13 protein-coding genes are annotated in these 15,078 nt (G+C 66.8%); 6 read left to right on the top strand and 7 right to left on the bottom strand.

The features are described from left to right. Positions 1-141: 141 nt before the first annotated feature. From C7H84_RS24635 to C7H84_RS24605, 7 genes are all read right to left on the bottom strand, one after another. Positions 142-1,167 carry an XdhC family protein gene (locus C7H84_RS24635; protein ID WP_121861209.1) on the bottom strand — a complete coding sequence of 342 codons (1,026 nt, stop codon included), beginning with the start codon at positions 1,165-1,167 and terminating at the stop codon, positions 142-144. A gap of 370 nt (positions 1,168-1,537) precedes the next feature. Further along, a complete protein-coding gene (locus C7H84_RS24630; RefSeq protein ID WP_121861208.1) occupies positions 1,538-2,944 on the bottom strand; it encodes an amino acid permease in 1,407 nt (468 codons plus the stop codon). Positions 2,945-3,139: 195 nt separating this feature from the next. Next, positions 3,140-3,796 (bottom strand): response regulator transcription factor RqpR, encoded by a 657-nt coding sequence (gene rqpR / locus C7H84_RS24625; RefSeq protein WP_121861345.1) that lies wholly within the window; start codon positions 3,794-3,796, stop codon positions 3,140-3,142. 7 nt (positions 3,797-3,803) lie between these two features. Beyond that, on the bottom strand, positions 3,804-4,619 hold the full coding sequence (gene rqpS / locus C7H84_RS24620) for a quorum system sensor histidine kinase RqpS (protein WP_121861207.1): 816 nt from the start codon (positions 4,617-4,619) through the stop codon (positions 3,804-3,806). Positions 4,620-5,034: 415 nt separating this feature from the next. Next, positions 5,035-5,805, bottom strand: coding sequence for a ferredoxin--NADP reductase (locus tag C7H84_RS24615; RefSeq protein WP_121861206.1), 771 nt, complete (start codon positions 5,803-5,805; stop codon positions 5,035-5,037). A gap of 326 nt (positions 5,806-6,131) precedes the next feature. Then, entirely contained in the window at positions 6,132-6,962 is an 831-nt protein-coding gene (locus C7H84_RS24610; RefSeq protein ID WP_121861205.1) for an endonuclease/exonuclease/phosphatase family protein, read from the bottom strand. A gap of 5 nt (positions 6,963-6,967) precedes the next feature. Further along, positions 6,968-7,456, bottom strand: coding sequence for a hypothetical protein (locus C7H84_RS24605; protein ID WP_121861204.1), 489 nt, complete (start codon positions 7,454-7,456; stop codon positions 6,968-6,970). 314 nt (positions 7,457-7,770) lie between these two features. On the opposite strand from C7H84_RS24605, the gene C7H84_RS24600 reads away from it, so the two are divergent. The 6 genes from C7H84_RS24600 to C7H84_RS24575 all read left to right on the top strand — a co-directional run bounded on the left by C7H84_RS24600 (position 7,771) and on the right by C7H84_RS24575 (position 15,078). Continuing rightward, positions 7,771-8,751: an AAA family ATPase gene (locus C7H84_RS24600; protein ID WP_121861203.1), complete on the top strand. Its 981-nt coding sequence runs from the start codon at positions 7,771-7,773 to the stop codon at positions 8,749-8,751. Between the two features lie 171 nt (positions 8,752-8,922). Continuing rightward, entirely contained in the window at positions 8,923-10,032 is a 1,110-nt protein-coding gene (locus C7H84_RS24595) for an NAD(P)/FAD-dependent oxidoreductase (RefSeq protein ID WP_121861202.1), read from the top strand. Between the two features lie 169 nt (positions 10,033-10,201). Beyond that, a complete protein-coding gene (locus tag C7H84_RS24590; RefSeq protein ID WP_121861201.1) occupies positions 10,202-10,513 on the top strand; it encodes a high-potential iron-sulfur protein in 312 nt (103 codons plus the stop codon). Between the two features lie 189 nt (positions 10,514-10,702). Then, positions 10,703-12,010: an MFS transporter gene (locus C7H84_RS24585; RefSeq protein WP_121861200.1), complete on the top strand. Its 1,308-nt coding sequence runs from the start codon at positions 10,703-10,705 to the stop codon at positions 12,008-12,010. 317 nt (positions 12,011-12,327) lie between these two features. Further along, positions 12,328-13,956, top strand: coding sequence for an ABC transporter substrate-binding protein (locus tag C7H84_RS24580; RefSeq protein WP_121861199.1), 1,629 nt, complete (start codon positions 12,328-12,330; stop codon positions 13,954-13,956). A gap of 111 nt (positions 13,957-14,067) precedes the next feature. Next, positions 14,068-15,078 carry an ABC transporter permease subunit gene (locus C7H84_RS24575; RefSeq protein ID WP_121861198.1) on the top strand — a complete coding sequence of 337 codons (1,011 nt, stop codon included), beginning with the start codon at positions 14,068-14,070 and terminating at the stop codon, positions 15,076-15,078.

Raw genomic sequence — 15,078 nt, 5'->3', positions numbered from 1 at the left:
CGCGCCGGCTTAACCGCCGGCGGCGCGTGATGATGATCCGGCGCGGCCGTGCGCCGGAGAGGGGCTGTCTCAGGGCTTCAGAGCGTCAGAGCCTCAGAGCCCCAGAGTCTCAAAGCCTCAAAGCCTCAAAGCCTCAAAGCCTCAAAGCCCGCAGGTCGCGCCGTTGTTCGCCGCGATCTCGCGCGCGGCCTTCGCGCCCTCGACCTGCAGGATCGTCGGCAGCGACACGTTGTTCTTCGCGGCCGTGACCTCGGCCAGGATCGAGATCGCGATTTCCGGCGGCGTGCGGCTGCCGATGTAGATACCGGCCGGCCCGTGCAGCCGGGCCAGTTCCGCGTCCGTCAGGTCGAATTCGAGCAGCCGCTCGCGCCGCGCGGCGTTGTTGCGCCGCGACCCCAGCGCCCCGACGTAGAACGCGGGTGTCTTCAACGCTTCCATCAGCGCGAGATCGTCGAGCTTCGGGTCGTGCGTGAGCGCGATTACGGCCGAACGGGCATCGAGCTTCATGTCGAGCACCGTGTCGTCGGGCATCGTGTGCACGACGCGCGTGCCCGGCACGTCCCACGCATCCGTGTACTCTTCGCGCGGATCGCAGACCGTCACCTGGTAGTCGAGCCCGACCGCGATCTGGCACAGATAGCGCGACAATTGACCCGCGCCGATCACGAGCATCCGGTAGCGCGGCCCATGGATCGTCACGAGCCGTTCGCCGTCGAACGCGAGCCCGTCGGTCGCCTGCGCGGGCGACAGCGACGCGCGGCCGGTCGCGAGCGTCATCGTGCGCGTGACGAGCCGGCCGGCTTCGACTTCCGCACAGAGCGCGGCGATCCCGCTGTCGCGCGTGAGCGGCTCCAGCACGAGCTGAATCGTGCCGCCGCAGGGCAGCCCGAAGCGGTGCGCTTCCTCGGCCGTCACGCCGTACTTGACGGCTTCCGGGCGCGCTTCGGCCGCGATCCCGCTCGCATGCACGCGGGCGATCAGGTCGTCCTCGATGCAGCCGCCGGACACGGAGCCGACCACCAGCCCGTCTTCGCGCACCGCGAGCATCGCGCCCTCGGGGCGCGGCGACGAGCCCCACGTCTTCACGACCGTCACGAGCAGCACGCGGCGCCCTTCGTCGAGCCAGCGCGCGCTGGATTTCAGTACATCGAGATCGACGCTTTCCATCATGGATTCCTGTTGCCGGAGGGCCGCCGGAGCGGACCATCGTTCGATGGCGCGATTATGAACCGGCCGGCGCACGCGTGCAGGCAGCGTGCGGGGCGTATGCGCAAATCCGGACGATCAGGCAAGACTTCGCGACGATCGGGCATCGGGCATGGCACGGGCATTTGGCACGGGCACGGACACGGACACGGACCGGGCCGGGCCTGGCCGGGCACCGGGCATCGGGCATCGGGCCTCCGGCGCGCGGGTACGGCGCGCCGGGCATGCCCGGCGGCGGAGGGTTCGGCGAGGGGAGGGAGCGAGCCGCACGGGCCTCATGACCCGGTGCGGCAGCGCATCGCCGCGCGGCATGGGCGCGCGGCAATGCGGGTCAGTGCGCGTCGTGCCGACCGTGGGCGAGCTTCGAGTGGCGCCGCGAGTACAGGAAATAGATCACGAGGCCGATCACGAGCCAGATGCCGAACGCGGCCCACGTGACGGGCTGCAGGTTCAGCATCAGGAACAGGCACGCGCCGACCGCGAGGATCGGTACCACCGGCACGCCCGGGCAACGGAACGCGCGCGGCAGTTCGGGGTGCGTGCGGCGCAGCACCAGCACGGCGATCGACACCATCGAAAACGCGGCGAGCGTGCCGATGTTGATCAGCTCGGCGAGCACGTTGAGCGGCACGAGCGCGGCGATCAGCCCGAAGAAAAGGCCGACGAGCCAGGTCGTCAGGAACGGCGTCGCGTAGCGCGGATGCACGCGCGACAGCGCGGCTGGCAGCAGCCCGTCGCGCGACATCGCGAAGATGATGCGCGTCTGGCCGTAGCTCATCACGAGGATCACGGTCAGCATGCCGAGCACCGCGCCGAGATCGATAAAGCCCGCGACCCACTTCTCGCCGGCGATCTGCAGCGCATACGAGATCGGATGCGACACGTTCGCGTACTGGGCCGCCGGCACGATGCCGGTCGCAACTGCCGCGACCGTCACGTACAGCACCGCGCACACCGCGAGCGACGCGATGATGCCGATCGGCAGGTCGCGCTTCGGATTCTTCACTTCCTCGGCCGCCGACGACACCGCATCGAAGCCGATGAACGCGAAGAACATCACGGCCGCAGCTCCAAACACGCCGTTCCAGCCGTGCGGCATGAACGGCTTCCAGTTCGCCGGCGTGACGTGGAACACACCGACCGCGATCACGAGCAGCACCACCGACACCTTGATGAACACCATGATGTTGTTGATGCGGGTCGACTCGCGGATGCCGATCGACAGCAGCGTCGTGATCACCAGCATCACGAGGAACGCGGGCAGGTTGAACAGCGTGGTGACGCCCGGAATCGCGCCGGGCGCGGCGGTTAGCACCGTCGGCAGCGTGAGTCCGAAGCCCTGCAGCAGCGACTGCAGGTAGCCCGACCAGCCGACCGACACGGCCGACGACGCGAGGCCGTACTCGAGCATCAGGTCCCAGCCGATGATCCACGCGACGAGCTCGCCGAGCGTCGCGTACGAATACGTATAGATCGAGCCCGCGACCGGAATCGTCGACGCGAACTCGGCGTACGACAGCGCGGCCAGGCCGCACGCGATCGCGGCGATCACGAACGAGAGCATCAGCGCCGGGCCGGCCTGCACGGCGCCCGTGCCGGTCAGCACGAAGATACCGGTGCCGATGATCGCGCCGATGCCGAGGAAGGTGAGGTCGATTGCGCCGAGCGCTTTCTTGAGCCCGGCGCCATGCGCACCGGCGATCATGCGATCGACGTTTTTCTTGCGGAAGAGGGACATTGCGGATGAAGTCTCCGGCGCGCGCGAGTGCAGCGCCGCCGAGTGAGTGAAAACCCGCAATTTTAGCTGATTTGGCTCGGAAGACCCGCTGCGGCGCAGCGGTGCGCCGCGGAATCGTCAGGTAAAACAAGCGCTTGCGCGCGGCCGGGCGGCGGCCGGCGGGCGCAGCGCGCGATTCCGGCGGATTCGCGCGCGTCAGGCGCCCGACGCGGGCGCCATGTCGACGAGCCGGTTGCTCATCACGTAGAACGTCAGCTCGGCGTTGTTCGACAGCCGCATCTTCTCGAGCAGGCGCGACCGGTACACGCTGACCGTCTTCACCGACAGCGACAGCGTGTTCGCGATATCGGTCAGGCGCTTGCCCGACGCGAGCATGCAGAGCGTCTGGTATTCGCGGTCGGACAGCTTCTCGTGCGGCAGCGGTTCGTTCTCGAACGATACGTATTCGGCGAGCGCCTCGGCCATCGCCGGGCTCACGTACTTGCGGCCGGCCGCGACCTGCTGGATCGCGCCGATCATCTGCGCGGCGTTCACCGTCTTCGACAGGTAGCCGGCCGCGCCGGCCTTCAGCGCGCGCACCGCGTACTGGTCCTCGCGGTACATCGAGAACATCAGCACCGGCGTCGCGGGCAGCTTGCGCTTGATGCGCTTGAGCAGCTCGATGCCGTTCGTGTCCGGCAGCGAGATGTCGAGCAGGATCACGTCGAAGGTCTGGCGGTCGACGGCGGCCACCGCGTCGGCGCCGGTCTCGGCTTCGGTCACTTCGCGCGCGACGCAGCGGTCGATCAGCAGGTGGCGGATCCCTTGCCGGACGATCGCGTGATCGTCCACGAGCAGGATGTTCAGGCTCATGACGACCTCACGAATGCGACGCGCGGCGCGCGGCGGCCGGCACCGCAAACAGCGAATCCCACGCAAAGCGCGCGACGACGCGCGTGCCGCGGCCCGATGCCGGCGCGCTCGCGTCGAAGCTGCCGCCGAACGCCTCGCAGCGCGCGCGCATGCCGGCGAGGCCGTAGCCCGCGCGCCGGCTGCGCGAGAAACCGGTCCCATCGTCGGCGACGATCACGGACAGATGCGAGCCGTCCGTGTCGATCCGCACGTCGACGGACGTCGCGCGCGCATGCTTCGCGACGTTCGACAGCGCCTCCTGCGCGACGCGGAAGACCGCGAGCGCGCTGGCGCCGGCCAGTTGCGTGAGCCGTGCGTCGGCCGCGCAGACGAAGCTCGTGCGCAGGCCGGTGCGGGCCGCATGGCTGTCGACCCACGACGACAGCGCGCCAACGACGCCGCCGTCGAGCGCCGGCGTGTCGCGCTCGTCGATCAGCCGGCGGTTCGCGTCGGTCGCGGCGTCGAGCGCCAGCTGCGCGAGCTCGATTGCCCGCAGGCAGCCCTCCGGCGCGTCGGCCGGCAACCAGGTTTGAACGTTTGCGAGCGCGAAACGTGCGGCGGTGAGTTCGGCGCCGAGCCCGTCATGCAGCTCGCCGGCCAGATGGCGGCGGGCCGCTTCGTCGGCGACCATCAATTCAGTGGACAGCGCCGCGATCCGGGCAGCGGATGCGTCGCGTTTGGGCAGGGCGTCGGCCATCGGTGCAGACGCGGCGCAGCTGTGCACGAGCTGCCGCGACGGGAACGGGGCGTGGGCGCCCGGGGGCGCGTTGAGCGACGTATCCATGACTCTCCCTGCTGTCAGAAAGCGGTTCAGACACCGGCTGGCTCTGTGGAGCGGCCGCTGTTTCGATGAAGGCCGCCGCCAGAGAATCGCCTCATGTCGAGGTAACAAAAGTTACATCTTGTAACGTTTGTGTCCGACCCTCCAATGGTCGCCGGATCGGCGACCACGCGGGGCGAATCATATCTCAAAAATTTGGAAAAAGTCATGCTGGGCGTGCATTTAAGGGTAAATGTGAATAATCGGATCGAAGATGTTGTAGGAAAAACACCGACACGAAAATACTTGGGGCGCCCGTATCCAAATGTAACTATTTGAGATGACATGGTCGCCGTTTGTTACGAATTCGCCAAGTAGGGACGAAAAAAAACCGGAGCTTTCGCTCCGGTTCTTGACGCGGGACAAATTCGGGGATCGATCAGTCCACGAACGCGCGCTCGATCACGTAGTGACCCGGTGCGCTGTTCTTGCCTTCGACCAGCCCGGCCTGCTTCAGCAGCTCGGTCGTGTCCTTCAGCATCGCGGTGCTGCCGCACAGCATCACGCGGTCGTTTTCCGGCGAGAACGCCGGCACGCCGAGGTCGGTGAACAGCTTGCCCGTCGCGATCAGGTCGGTGATCCGGCCCTCGTTGTCGAACGCTTCGCGCGTGACCGTCGGGTAGTAGACGAGCTTTTCCTTGATGATGTCGCCGAGGTATTCGTGGCCCGGCAGGTCGTGCTTGATGTAGTCCATGTACGCGAGCTCGCCCTTCAGGCGGCAGGTGTGCGTCAGGATGACCTTGTCGAAGCGTTCGTAGATGTCCGGGTCGCGGATGATCGACATGAACGGCGCGAGGCCGGTGCCGGTCGACAGCATCCACAGCGTCTTGCCGGGCAGCAGGTTGTCGGCGACCAGCGTGCCGGTCGGCTTCTTGCCGATCAGCACCGAGTCGCCCACCTTCAGGTGCTGCAGGCGCGACGTCAGCGGGCCGTTCTGAACCTTGATGCTGAAGAATTCGAGGTGCTCTTCGTAGTTCGGGCTGACGATCGAGTAGGCGCGCGCGAGCGGCTTGCCGTCGACCTCGAGGCCGACCATCGTGAATTCGCCGTTGTTGAAGCGCAGGCTCGGTTCACGGGTGCAGGTGAAGCTGAACAGCGTGTCGGTCCAGTGGTGGACGGATTGGACGGTGGCGGTGTCGTATTTGCTCATGGCTTTGAAAACGGACGCGCGTAGTGAACGCGTGTAACGGGCCCAAAAACGGGCAAAAAACCGAGTGCGTCGGCCCGATCGCGGATCGGCCGGCCGGCGCGTCGGACACGCGCCTTCTCGATGACAGACGATTGAGGAACTCGTTATTTTACCCTGCTTGGGGCAGATGCGGGCTTGACCCGCGCCGCCGCGCGGATTTGGCGCAACGAATTATTTCAACGAGCTTTCACTGAGCGGCCGACGTGCGCGTACCGCCGGGACCGACGAGCGCGGCGCCGCACCGCGCGCGAGCGGGCGCCGCATGCGATGGTCGCCGTGCCGTGCGCTCACCGCGCGGCGGCCTGCTGCGGATCGAGGCGCAGCCGCGCGATGTACGGCAGGTGATCCGACAGCCACGCGGTTTCGCCGGACGGCGCCTGCCATTCGAGCGGCGTCAGGCCGCGCACGAACATCTTGTCGAGCGCGAGCGCCGGCGAGAACGCGGGGAACGTGCGGCCCGACTGGCCGAGCAGCGTCGCGACCTCGGACATCCCGATCTCGCCGAACAGCGCGACCGAATCGTTGCGCCAGTCGTTGAAGTCGCCGGCGAGCACGAGCGGATCGTCGCCTGCGTTGCGCACGATCCAGTGCGCGATCCAGTGCATCTGGCGCAGCCGTGCGGCGCGCGTGAGCGCAAGGTGCGCGCACAACAGCGTGACGGGGCGCGCGCCGGCGAGCGTCGCCCGCGCGACCAGCAGCCCGCGCCGCTCGAAGCGGTGCGCGGAGATGTCCCAGCGGCCGCCGAGGTCTAGCGGGTGTGGCGACAGGATTGCATTGCCATGGCGCCACGACGGCTTGAACACGTTCGGCCCGAGCGCGATCTGCCAGTCGAGCGCTTGCGCGATCTCGGTGGCCTGGCAGTGCCACACGTCGTCGACGGTGTCGTCGATCGGCGCGCCGAAGCCGGCGGCGAGCAGCGGGCGCGGCATGCGGCGCGCCATCGCTTCCTGCAGAAAATACACGTCCGCGTGCGTCGATTGCATCCAGTTGCGCATCGCGTTCCACGCGGTGAAGCCGAGCGGCGAGCGGCCCTTGTGCAGGTTCCAGCTGACCGCGGTGATTTCGTCGGGCGCGGCGTGCGGTTCGGCGAACGGCAAGGACAGGGCGTCGGCGGACATGGCGGTCAGTCCTTTGCGACGTGCGCACGCACGCGGTAGACGAGATGCGGATGCTGCTCGACGATCGTCCAGTCGGTCCATGCATCGCTGCCGACCGACAGCCCCGGATGGCTCGCGACGATCTGCCGCGGCGACGCGGGCAGGCATGGATCGCCGCGCGTCGCGGTTTCGTCGTCGAGGGTTTCCTGCACGTCGAGCGCGAGCGATACCGCATGCGCGGCATCGTCGACGGTCAGCGGTGCGACCGTGACCGAGCGTGAGCGCTCGGTCGGCACGACGCGTGCGGCGTTGCCGCAGCCGACCGGCACGGCGGACGGATAGCGATGGGTGTCGGTGCGGGTTTGTCCGACCGTGGTGCGCTGCTGGAACGTGTCGATCGTCTGACCGTCGCGCACCACCTGGATTTCCCATGCGACGCCGGCCGGTGCGGGGCTCTGCGCATGGGCCGCGAGCGCGACGCTCGCGAGCAGGACGGCCAGGCCGTGTTTCAGCATGAAACTTCTCCGGAAACGCGGGGTAGCGGGGAACGGACGCACATCTTACGCCCGATCGATTTGGATGGTGATGTGACCGGACGCGTCGCCGCGGGTTCGCAGCATGTTCCGGTCCTGATCGAAAGGTAGGTGCGCGCGGCGCGTTTTCAAGCGAAACAGCGCGTGAACGCGGCGACGCTTGCAGTGCGCGTGCGGTGTTAGCAGCACACCGCGGTGGCTGCTTGCTTGCGCACCGATGCGGGATCGGTACACTGAAAATCGTAAGGGTCTGATGGGTGTGCGGATCGTGTAACGGCAGCAGCAGCGAGGTTGGTATGACGACGGCGATGGTGAAACAGGAACTGGCGGTGGCGTCCTTCAGCATGGTGTACGACCTCGAGCAGGTCGAGACGGCACTGAACGATCTGAACGAGAGCGCGAGCGACGCACTGCGCGCCACCTACGAGCGGATGCTCAAGACCGGCAATCTGCGCTTTTGCGTGAAGCCGAACCGGATGCCGTCGTTCGACGAGCTCGGCGACGCGTTGCCGAATTTCACCGAGCCGCTCGACGACGTGCGCAAGCAGGTCGCGCTGTGCCTCGAGACGGAGGACCGGCTCGAACTGATGCCGATCCTGCTGCTCGGGCCGCCCGGCATCGGCAAGACGCATTTCGCGAAGGCGCTCGCGCAGCTGCTCGGCACTGCGTATCACTACGTGCCGATGAGTTCGCTGACGGCCGGCTGGATCCTGTCGGGCGCGTCGTCGCAATGGAAGAACGCGAAGCCCGGCAAGGTGTTCGACGCGCTCGTGAACGGCAGCTACGCGAACCCGGTGATCGCGGTCGACGAGATCGACAAGGCCGGCAGCGACGCGCAATACGATCCGCTCGGCGCGCTGTACGCACTGCTCGAGCACGACACCGCGCGCGCGTTCGTCGACGAATTCGCCGAGGTGCCGATCGACGCGGGCAACGTGATCTGGATCGCGACCGCGAACGACGCGCAGGCGATTCCGGAGCCGCTGCTCAACCGGATGAACGTGTACGAGATCGCGCCGCCGGATGCCGCCGGCGCGCGGCGGATCGCGCAGACGATCTACGACGAGATCCGCACGTCGCACGCGTGGGGCCGGCGCTTCCCGACGACGCTCGACGACGACGCGCTCGACGTGCTGGCCGCGACGCCGCCGCGCACGATGCGTCGCGCGCTGCTGCATGCGTTCGGCGCCGCGCGGCTCGACGGCCGCGACGTGATCGCTCCGTCCGACATCCGCTCCGACGAGGGCGCGGCGAAGCGCCGGCCGATCGGGTTCTGAGCCGGCGGCGCGCGGTGCGCCGCGGTATGGCCGGGCGCACCGCACTGCTCCGTGCCGCTCCGTACCGCGCGCCGTACGCATACAACCCGATACACTTGCGTTCGGCAAGCGGGCGAACCGGGACGTACAATTCCTTTCTCTCCCCTCGATGCGTAAGCGACGCGAAACGCCATGGAGCAGATGGATTGTGTGGTGATCGGCGCGGGTGTCGTCGGGCTGGCGATTGCGCGGGAACTGGCCGCGCGCGGGCGCGAGACGATCGTGCTCGAGGCGGCCGAAGCGATCGGCACGGCCACGAGCTCGCGCAACAGCGAGGTGATCCATGCGGGGCTCTACTACCCGCGCGGTTCGCTGAAGGCGATGTCATGCGTGCGCGGGCGCGACCTGCTGTACGAGTTCTGCGGCACCCACCACGTGCCGCACCGGCGCGTGGGCAAGCTGCTGGTCGCGACGAGCGCCGCGCAGGTGAAGCAGCTGAAGGCGATCGCCGCGCGCGCGGCCGAAAACGGCGTGCTCGACCTGATGCCGCTCACGCGTAGCGAGGCGCAGAGGCTCGAGCCCGCGCTCGAATGCGTGGAGGCGCTGTTCTCGCCGAGCACCGGCATCGTCGACAGCCATCAGCTGATGCTCGCGCTGCTCGGCGACGCCGAGCGCAACGGTGCGATGTGCGCGCTGAAATCGCCGGTCGAGTCGATCGACGTGCTGCGCGGCGGCCGCTTCGTCGTGTGTACCGGCGGCGACGCGCCCGCCGAAATCGAGGCCGCGTGCGTGATCAACAGCGCGGGCCTCGGCGCGCAGGCGCTCGCGCGCCGCACGCGCGGCCTCGACCCGCGCTGGGTGCCGCCGCTCTATCTCGCGCGCGGCAACTACTTCAACCTGTCCGGCCGCGTGCCGTTCTCGCACCTCGTCTATCCGATGCCCGACCGGGCGGGGCTCGGCGTGCACCTGACGCTCGACCTGAGCGGGCAGGCGCGCTTCGGCCCGGACGTCGAATGGATCGACGCGCTGCGCTACGACGTCGACCCGGCGCGCGCGCAGTCGTTCTACGCGTCGATCCGTGCGTACTGGCCGGAATTGCCGGACGACTCGCTGCAGCCTGCGTACGCGGGCATCCGGCCGAAGCTCGCAGGGCCCGGCGAGCCGCCGGCCGATTTCATCGTGCAGGGCGCCGCGCAACACGGCGTGCGCGGGCTCGTGAATCTGTTCGGCATCGAATCGCCGGGGCTCACCGCGTCGCTCGCGCTCGCGCAGCGCGTCGGCGACATGACGTCGGATGCGTGACGCACGTGGCCCGCATCCGGGGGGCCGCGTGCGCAGCGAAGGCCGAACCCCGTGTGAAATCCCTTATCTCCGGCATTTCGGCGCGCACATTTATTCGCTTGGCGGTTATTCTGTTGACCGGCCGTCGCTAGAACGGCTTTCAAACCGATAACGTTGGAGCGAGTCCCCCATGAAAGCAACCCGTCGGAGTTTCCTGATTACGAGTATCGGTGCCGTGTCCGCGCTGGCGCTGTCGCGCGAAGCGCTGGCCGACGCGCCGATGCTGTCGGAGACGGATCCGACCGCCGTGGCGCTCGGCTACAAGGCCGATGCCACCAAGGTCGACAAGACGAAGTATCCGAAGTACGCAGCGGGCCAGGACTGCGCCGCCTGCATGCTGTACCAGGGCAAGAAGGGCTCGGCTTCGGGCCCGTGCGCCGCGTTCGCCGGCAAGCAGGTGTCGGCGAAGGGCTGGTGCAGCGCATTCTCGAAGATGGGTTGAGCCCGCGCGGCATCGTGCGATGCCGCATTGTGGCGAAAACCGCAAAACGCCCGCCATCGGACGATGGCGGGCGTTTTTTATGCTTGAAAACGGTTCCGTCGCTTTCTACACTCGCTGCACACCAGCGCGGCGGGACACCGTCACGCGCCGCGCCGCCCGGTACGGCGAATCCACGAGGACGAGACACGCATGGCGACGATTGCGAATTCAACGAAAACGAGCCGGCCCGAGCGTGCACTGAACCGGCGTGCAGTCGCGGCCGCCGTGATCGGCAATGCGCTCGAATGGTACGACTTCACGGTGTTCGGCTTCATGACGGTCGTGATCGCCGAGCTGTTCTTCCCGACGACCAGTGAATATTCGTCGCTGCTGCTGACCACCGCGACGTTCGGCGTCGCGTTCTTCATGCGCCCGATCGGCGGCATCGTGTTCGGGCTGTACGCGGACCGCGCGGGCCGCAAGGCCGCGCTGTCGCTCGTGATCCTGCTGATGACGGTCGGCATCTTCCTGCTCGCGATCGCGCCGCCCTATGCGGCGATCGGCATCGGCGGCCCGATCCTGATCGTGCTCGGCCGCCTGCTGCAGGGCTTCTCGGCGGGCGGCGAATTCGGCAGCTCGACCGCGCTGCTGATCGAAGCCGCGCCGTTCTCGAAACGCGGCTTCTACGGCAGCTGGCAGATGGCGAGCCAGGCGGGCGCGCTGCTGATCGGCGCGCTGGTCGGCGCGGCCGTCACGCGCGGGCTGTCGCCCGACGCGCTGCGCAGCTGGGGCTGGCGCGTGCCGTTCGTCCTCGGGCTCATGATCGGCCCGATCGGTTTCTATATCCGCCGCCATCTCGCCGATTCCGAAGCGTTCCTGCACGCGCAGCAAAGCGCGCGCCGCGCGACGCTCGGCGAAGTGTTCACGCGCCATCCTCGCGAGGTGCTGTGCGGGCTCGGCTCGGTGATCGCGCTGACGGTGACGATCTACGTGCTGATCAGCTACCTGCCGACCTTCGCGGTGAAGCAGCTGAAGCTGCCGTATGCGGAATCGTTCTACGCGGTGATCGTCGGCAACCTGCTGCTGATGGTGCTGTCGCCGATCGCGGGCGCATGGTCGGACCGCATCGGTCGCAAGGGGCTGTCGCTGTGGTCTCTCGTGCTGACGTTCGCGCTGATGTATCCGCTCTTCGCGTGGCTCGACGCGGCGCCGAGCATCGGGCGCCTGATCGCGGTGCAGGCGCTGCTGTCGATCACGCTCGCCGGCTATTACGGGCCGTTCGGCGCGATGATCGCCGAGCTGTTCCCGGCCAACGTGCGCTCGACCGGGCTGTCGATCGCGTACAACGTCGCGGTGATGCTGTTCGGCGGCTTCGGGCAGTTCATCGTCACGTGGCTGATCAAGGCGACGGGCACGCCGCTCGCGCCGACCTATTACGTGATGGCGGGAATCGCGCTGTCGATCGTCGCGGTCGCATTCGTGCCCGCGCGCAACGCGGATCTCGACGCACCGGCCTGACGACGAATTGCCGCGCGCGCATCGGACCGTTTCGAAACCCGCAACGATGCGCGGTATGCCCCCAAAAACGGCGTGACGTCCTTGCGCATCCGCATCCCGTTTTGTTTAGTTGTCGAAGGAAACACGCGCGGGATTGGCGAAACGGCCGCTAACGCGTGCAATGGCACTTTTCGCGCGCACAAGACATCCGCAAAAACCCGCGTAGGCCGCGTCTAGAAGAGTTTTTTCTCCAGCTTGTTGCAAAATCGCTAGCTCAAGTAATATCCGCGTACCCGGCCCCTGGGGGACCGGTTCCGATCTGGAAACCTGGAGGAAACATGGAATACAACCGTCTGTTGCACACCCTGCGTGTTACCGCCATTGCAGGCGTGGCAGCGGCATCGCTCGGCGTCGCGGGCTCTGCATTCGCACAGATCCCGAACAAAACACTCGTCTACTGCTCAGAAGGCAGCCCGGCGGGTTTTGATTCCGCGCAATTCACCACCGGCGTCGATTTCACCGCCGCCACGTTCACCGTCTACAACCGTCTCGTCGAATTCGAGCGCGGCGGCACGAAGGTCGAGCCGGGTCTCGCGGAAAAGTGGGACGTCTCGTCCGACGGCAAGGTCTACACGTTCCATCTGCGGCATGGCGTGAAGTTCCACACGACCGACTTCTTCAAGCCGACGCGTGAATTCAACGCGGACGACGTCGTGTTCTCGTTCGAGCGCATGCTCGACCCGAACAATGCGTTCCGCAAGGCGTACCCGGTGTCGTTCCCGTACTTCACCGACATGGGCCTCGACAAGCTGATCACGAAGATCGAGAAGGTCGATCCGTACACCGTGAAGTTCACGCTGTCCGAGCCGAACGCGCCGTTCATCCAGAACATGGCGATGGAATTCGCGTCGATCCTGTCGGCCGAATACGGCGATCAGCTGATGAAGGCCGGCAAGGCCGCCGACATCAACCAGAAGCCGGTCGGCACGGGCCCGTTCATCTTCCGCAGCTACACGAAGGACGCGACGATCCGTTTCGACGGCAATCCTGATTACTGGAAGAAGGGCGCCGTGAAGCTCTCGAAGCTGATCTTCTCGATCACGCCCGATCCGGGCGTGCGCGTGCAGAAGATCAAGCGCAACGAGTGCCAGGTGATGAGCTATCCGCGTCCGGCCGACATCGCGACGCTGAAGGCCGACTCGGGCATCGACATGCCGTCGCAGCCGGGCTTCAACCTCGGCTACCTCGCGTACAACGTCGAGCACAAGCCGGTCGACAAGCTCGAAGTGCGTCAGGCACTCGACATGGCGATCAACAAGAAGGCGATTCTCGAATCCGTCTATCAGGGCGCGGGCCAGGCCGCCAGCGCGCCGGTGCCGCCGACCCAATGGTCGTACGACAAGAACCTGAAGATGCCGGCGTACGACACCGCGAAGGCGAAGGCGCTACTCGAGAAGGCCGGCTTCCCGAACGGTTTCGAAATCACGCTGTGGGCGATGCCGGTGCAGCGCGCGTACAACCCGAACGCCCGCCTGATGGCCGAGATGATCCAGGCCGACTGGGCGAAGATCGGCGTGAAGGCGAAGATCGTCACGTACGAGTGGGGCGAGTACATCAAGCGCGCGCACACGGGTGAGCAGGACACGATGCTGATCGGCTGGACGGGCGACAACGGCGACCCCGACAACTGGCTCGGCACGCTGCTCGGCTGCGAAGCGATCAAGGGCAACAACTTCTCGCACTGGTGCTACAAGCCGTTCGACGAGCTGATCCAGAAGGGTCGCACGACGACGGGCCAGGACGCGCGCACGAAGATCTACACGCAGGCTCAGCAGATCTTCGCGCAGCAGCTGCCGTTCTCGCCGATCGCGAACTCGACGGTCTACCAGCCGGTTCGCAAGAACGTGGTCGACATGCGCATCGAGCCGCTCGGCTATGCACGCTTCGACGGTGTCGGCGTGAAGTAATGCGGCCCGTATAAGCTGTCTACGAAGACCGGCTAACTCATCCGGCGGCGGGAGGCCAAAAGCTTCCCGTCGCCGGTCGCACATTTCCCACGAGAAAATACGAGACGCATCATGTTCACATTCGTGTTGCGCCGCGTGGGGATGGTGATCCCGACCTTCATCGGCATCACCATCCTGGCGTTTGCGCTGATTCACCTGATACCGGGCGACCCCATCGAAGTGATGATGGGCGAGCGCGGTGTCGATCCCGCGATGCATGCGGAGGCAATGAAACGCCTCGGGCTCGACCAGCCGCTGCCGCTGCAGTACATCCACTACATCGGCCGGGCGCTGCATGGCGACCTCGGCATGTCGATCATCACGAACACCAGCGTCGCGGGCGAATTCTTCGCGCGCTTCCCGGCGACCGTCGAACTGTCGCTGTGCGCGCTCGTGTTCGCACTCGCCGTCGGCCTGCCGGCCGGCGTGATCGCCGCGCTGCGGCGCGGCTCGGTCGTCGATCACGGCGTGATGGGCACCGCGCTCACCGGCTACTCGATGCCGATCTTCTGGTGGGGGCTGATCCTCATCATGGTGTTTTCGTCGTATCTCGGCTGGACGCCCGTGTCGGGCCGTATCGCGGTCGAATACGACTTCCCGCATCCCACGGGCTTCATGCTGATCGACGCGCTGCTCGCGCCCGACGAAGGCTCGTTCAAGTCGGCGGTCAGCCACCTGATCCTGCCCGCGATCGTGCTCGGCACGATCCCGCTCGCGGTGATCGCGCGGATGACGCGTTCGTCGATGCTCGAAGTGCTGCGCGAGGACTACATCCGCACCGCCCGCGCGAAGGGGTTGTCGCCCGTGCGCGTGGTGGTCGTGCATGCGCTGCGCAATGCGCTGATCCCGGTCGTCACCGTGATCGGCCTGCAGATCGGCACGCTGCTTGCGGGCGCCGTGCTGACCGAGACGCTCTTTTCGTGGCCCGGTGTCGGCAAGTGGCTGATCGATGCGATCGGCCGCCGCGACTATCCGGTCGTGCAGGGCGGCATCCTGTTGATCGCGACGCTCGTGATCGTCGTGAACCTGGTCGTCGACCTGCTGTACGGCGTGCTGAATCCGCGCATCCGCCACACGAGGTAA

Origin of the sequence: Burkholderia sp. Nafp2/4-1b (assembly GCF_003635165.1) — a bacterium.
In the GTDB taxonomy this organism is placed as follows: Bacteria; Pseudomonadota; Gammaproteobacteria; order Burkholderiales; family Burkholderiaceae; genus Burkholderia.
This window is presented reverse-complemented; position numbering and strand designations above follow the sequence as displayed.

What these genes read in the sequence shown, in the direction of transcription:
- C7H84_RS24595 (WP_121861202.1), top strand. Translation starts at nt 8,923, where the DNA reads ATGGAGCAGATGGATTGTGTGGTGATCGGCGCGGGTGTCGTCGGGCTG.
- C7H84_RS24580 (WP_121861199.1), top strand. Translation starts at nt 12,328, where the DNA reads ATGGAATACAACCGTCTGTTGCACACCCTGCGTGTTACCGCCATTGCA.
- C7H84_RS24615 (WP_121861206.1), bottom strand. Translation starts at nt 5,805, where the DNA reads ATGAGCAAATACGACACCGCCACCGTCCAATCCGTCCACCACTGGACC.
- C7H84_RS24585 (WP_121861200.1), top strand. Translation starts at nt 10,703, where the DNA reads ATGGCGACGATTGCGAATTCAACGAAAACGAGCCGGCCCGAGCGTGCA.
- C7H84_RS24605 (WP_121861204.1), bottom strand. Translation starts at nt 7,456, where the DNA reads ATGCTGAAACACGGCCTGGCCGTCCTGCTCGCGAGCGTCGCGCTCGCG.
- C7H84_RS24610 (WP_121861205.1), bottom strand. Translation starts at nt 6,962, where the DNA reads ATGTCCGCCGACGCCCTGTCCTTGCCGTTCGCCGAACCGCACGCCGCG.
- rqpS (WP_121861207.1), bottom strand. Translation starts at nt 4,619, where the DNA reads ATGGATACGTCGCTCAACGCGCCCCCGGGCGCCCACGCCCCGTTCCCG.
- rqpR (WP_121861345.1), bottom strand. Translation starts at nt 3,796, where the DNA reads ATGAGCCTGAACATCCTGCTCGTGGACGATCACGCGATCGTCCGGCAA.
- C7H84_RS24590 (WP_121861201.1), top strand. Translation starts at nt 10,202, where the DNA reads ATGAAAGCAACCCGTCGGAGTTTCCTGATTACGAGTATCGGTGCCGTG.
- C7H84_RS24575 (WP_121861198.1), top strand. Translation starts at nt 14,068, where the DNA reads ATGTTCACATTCGTGTTGCGCCGCGTGGGGATGGTGATCCCGACCTTC.
- C7H84_RS24630 (WP_121861208.1), bottom strand. Translation starts at nt 2,944, where the DNA reads ATGTCCCTCTTCCGCAAGAAAAACGTCGATCGCATGATCGCCGGTGCG.
- C7H84_RS24600 (WP_121861203.1), top strand. Translation starts at nt 7,771, where the DNA reads ATGACGACGGCGATGGTGAAACAGGAACTGGCGGTGGCGTCCTTCAGC.
- C7H84_RS24635 (WP_121861209.1), bottom strand. Translation starts at nt 1,167, where the DNA reads ATGGAAAGCGTCGATCTCGATGTACTGAAATCCAGCGCGCGCTGGCTC.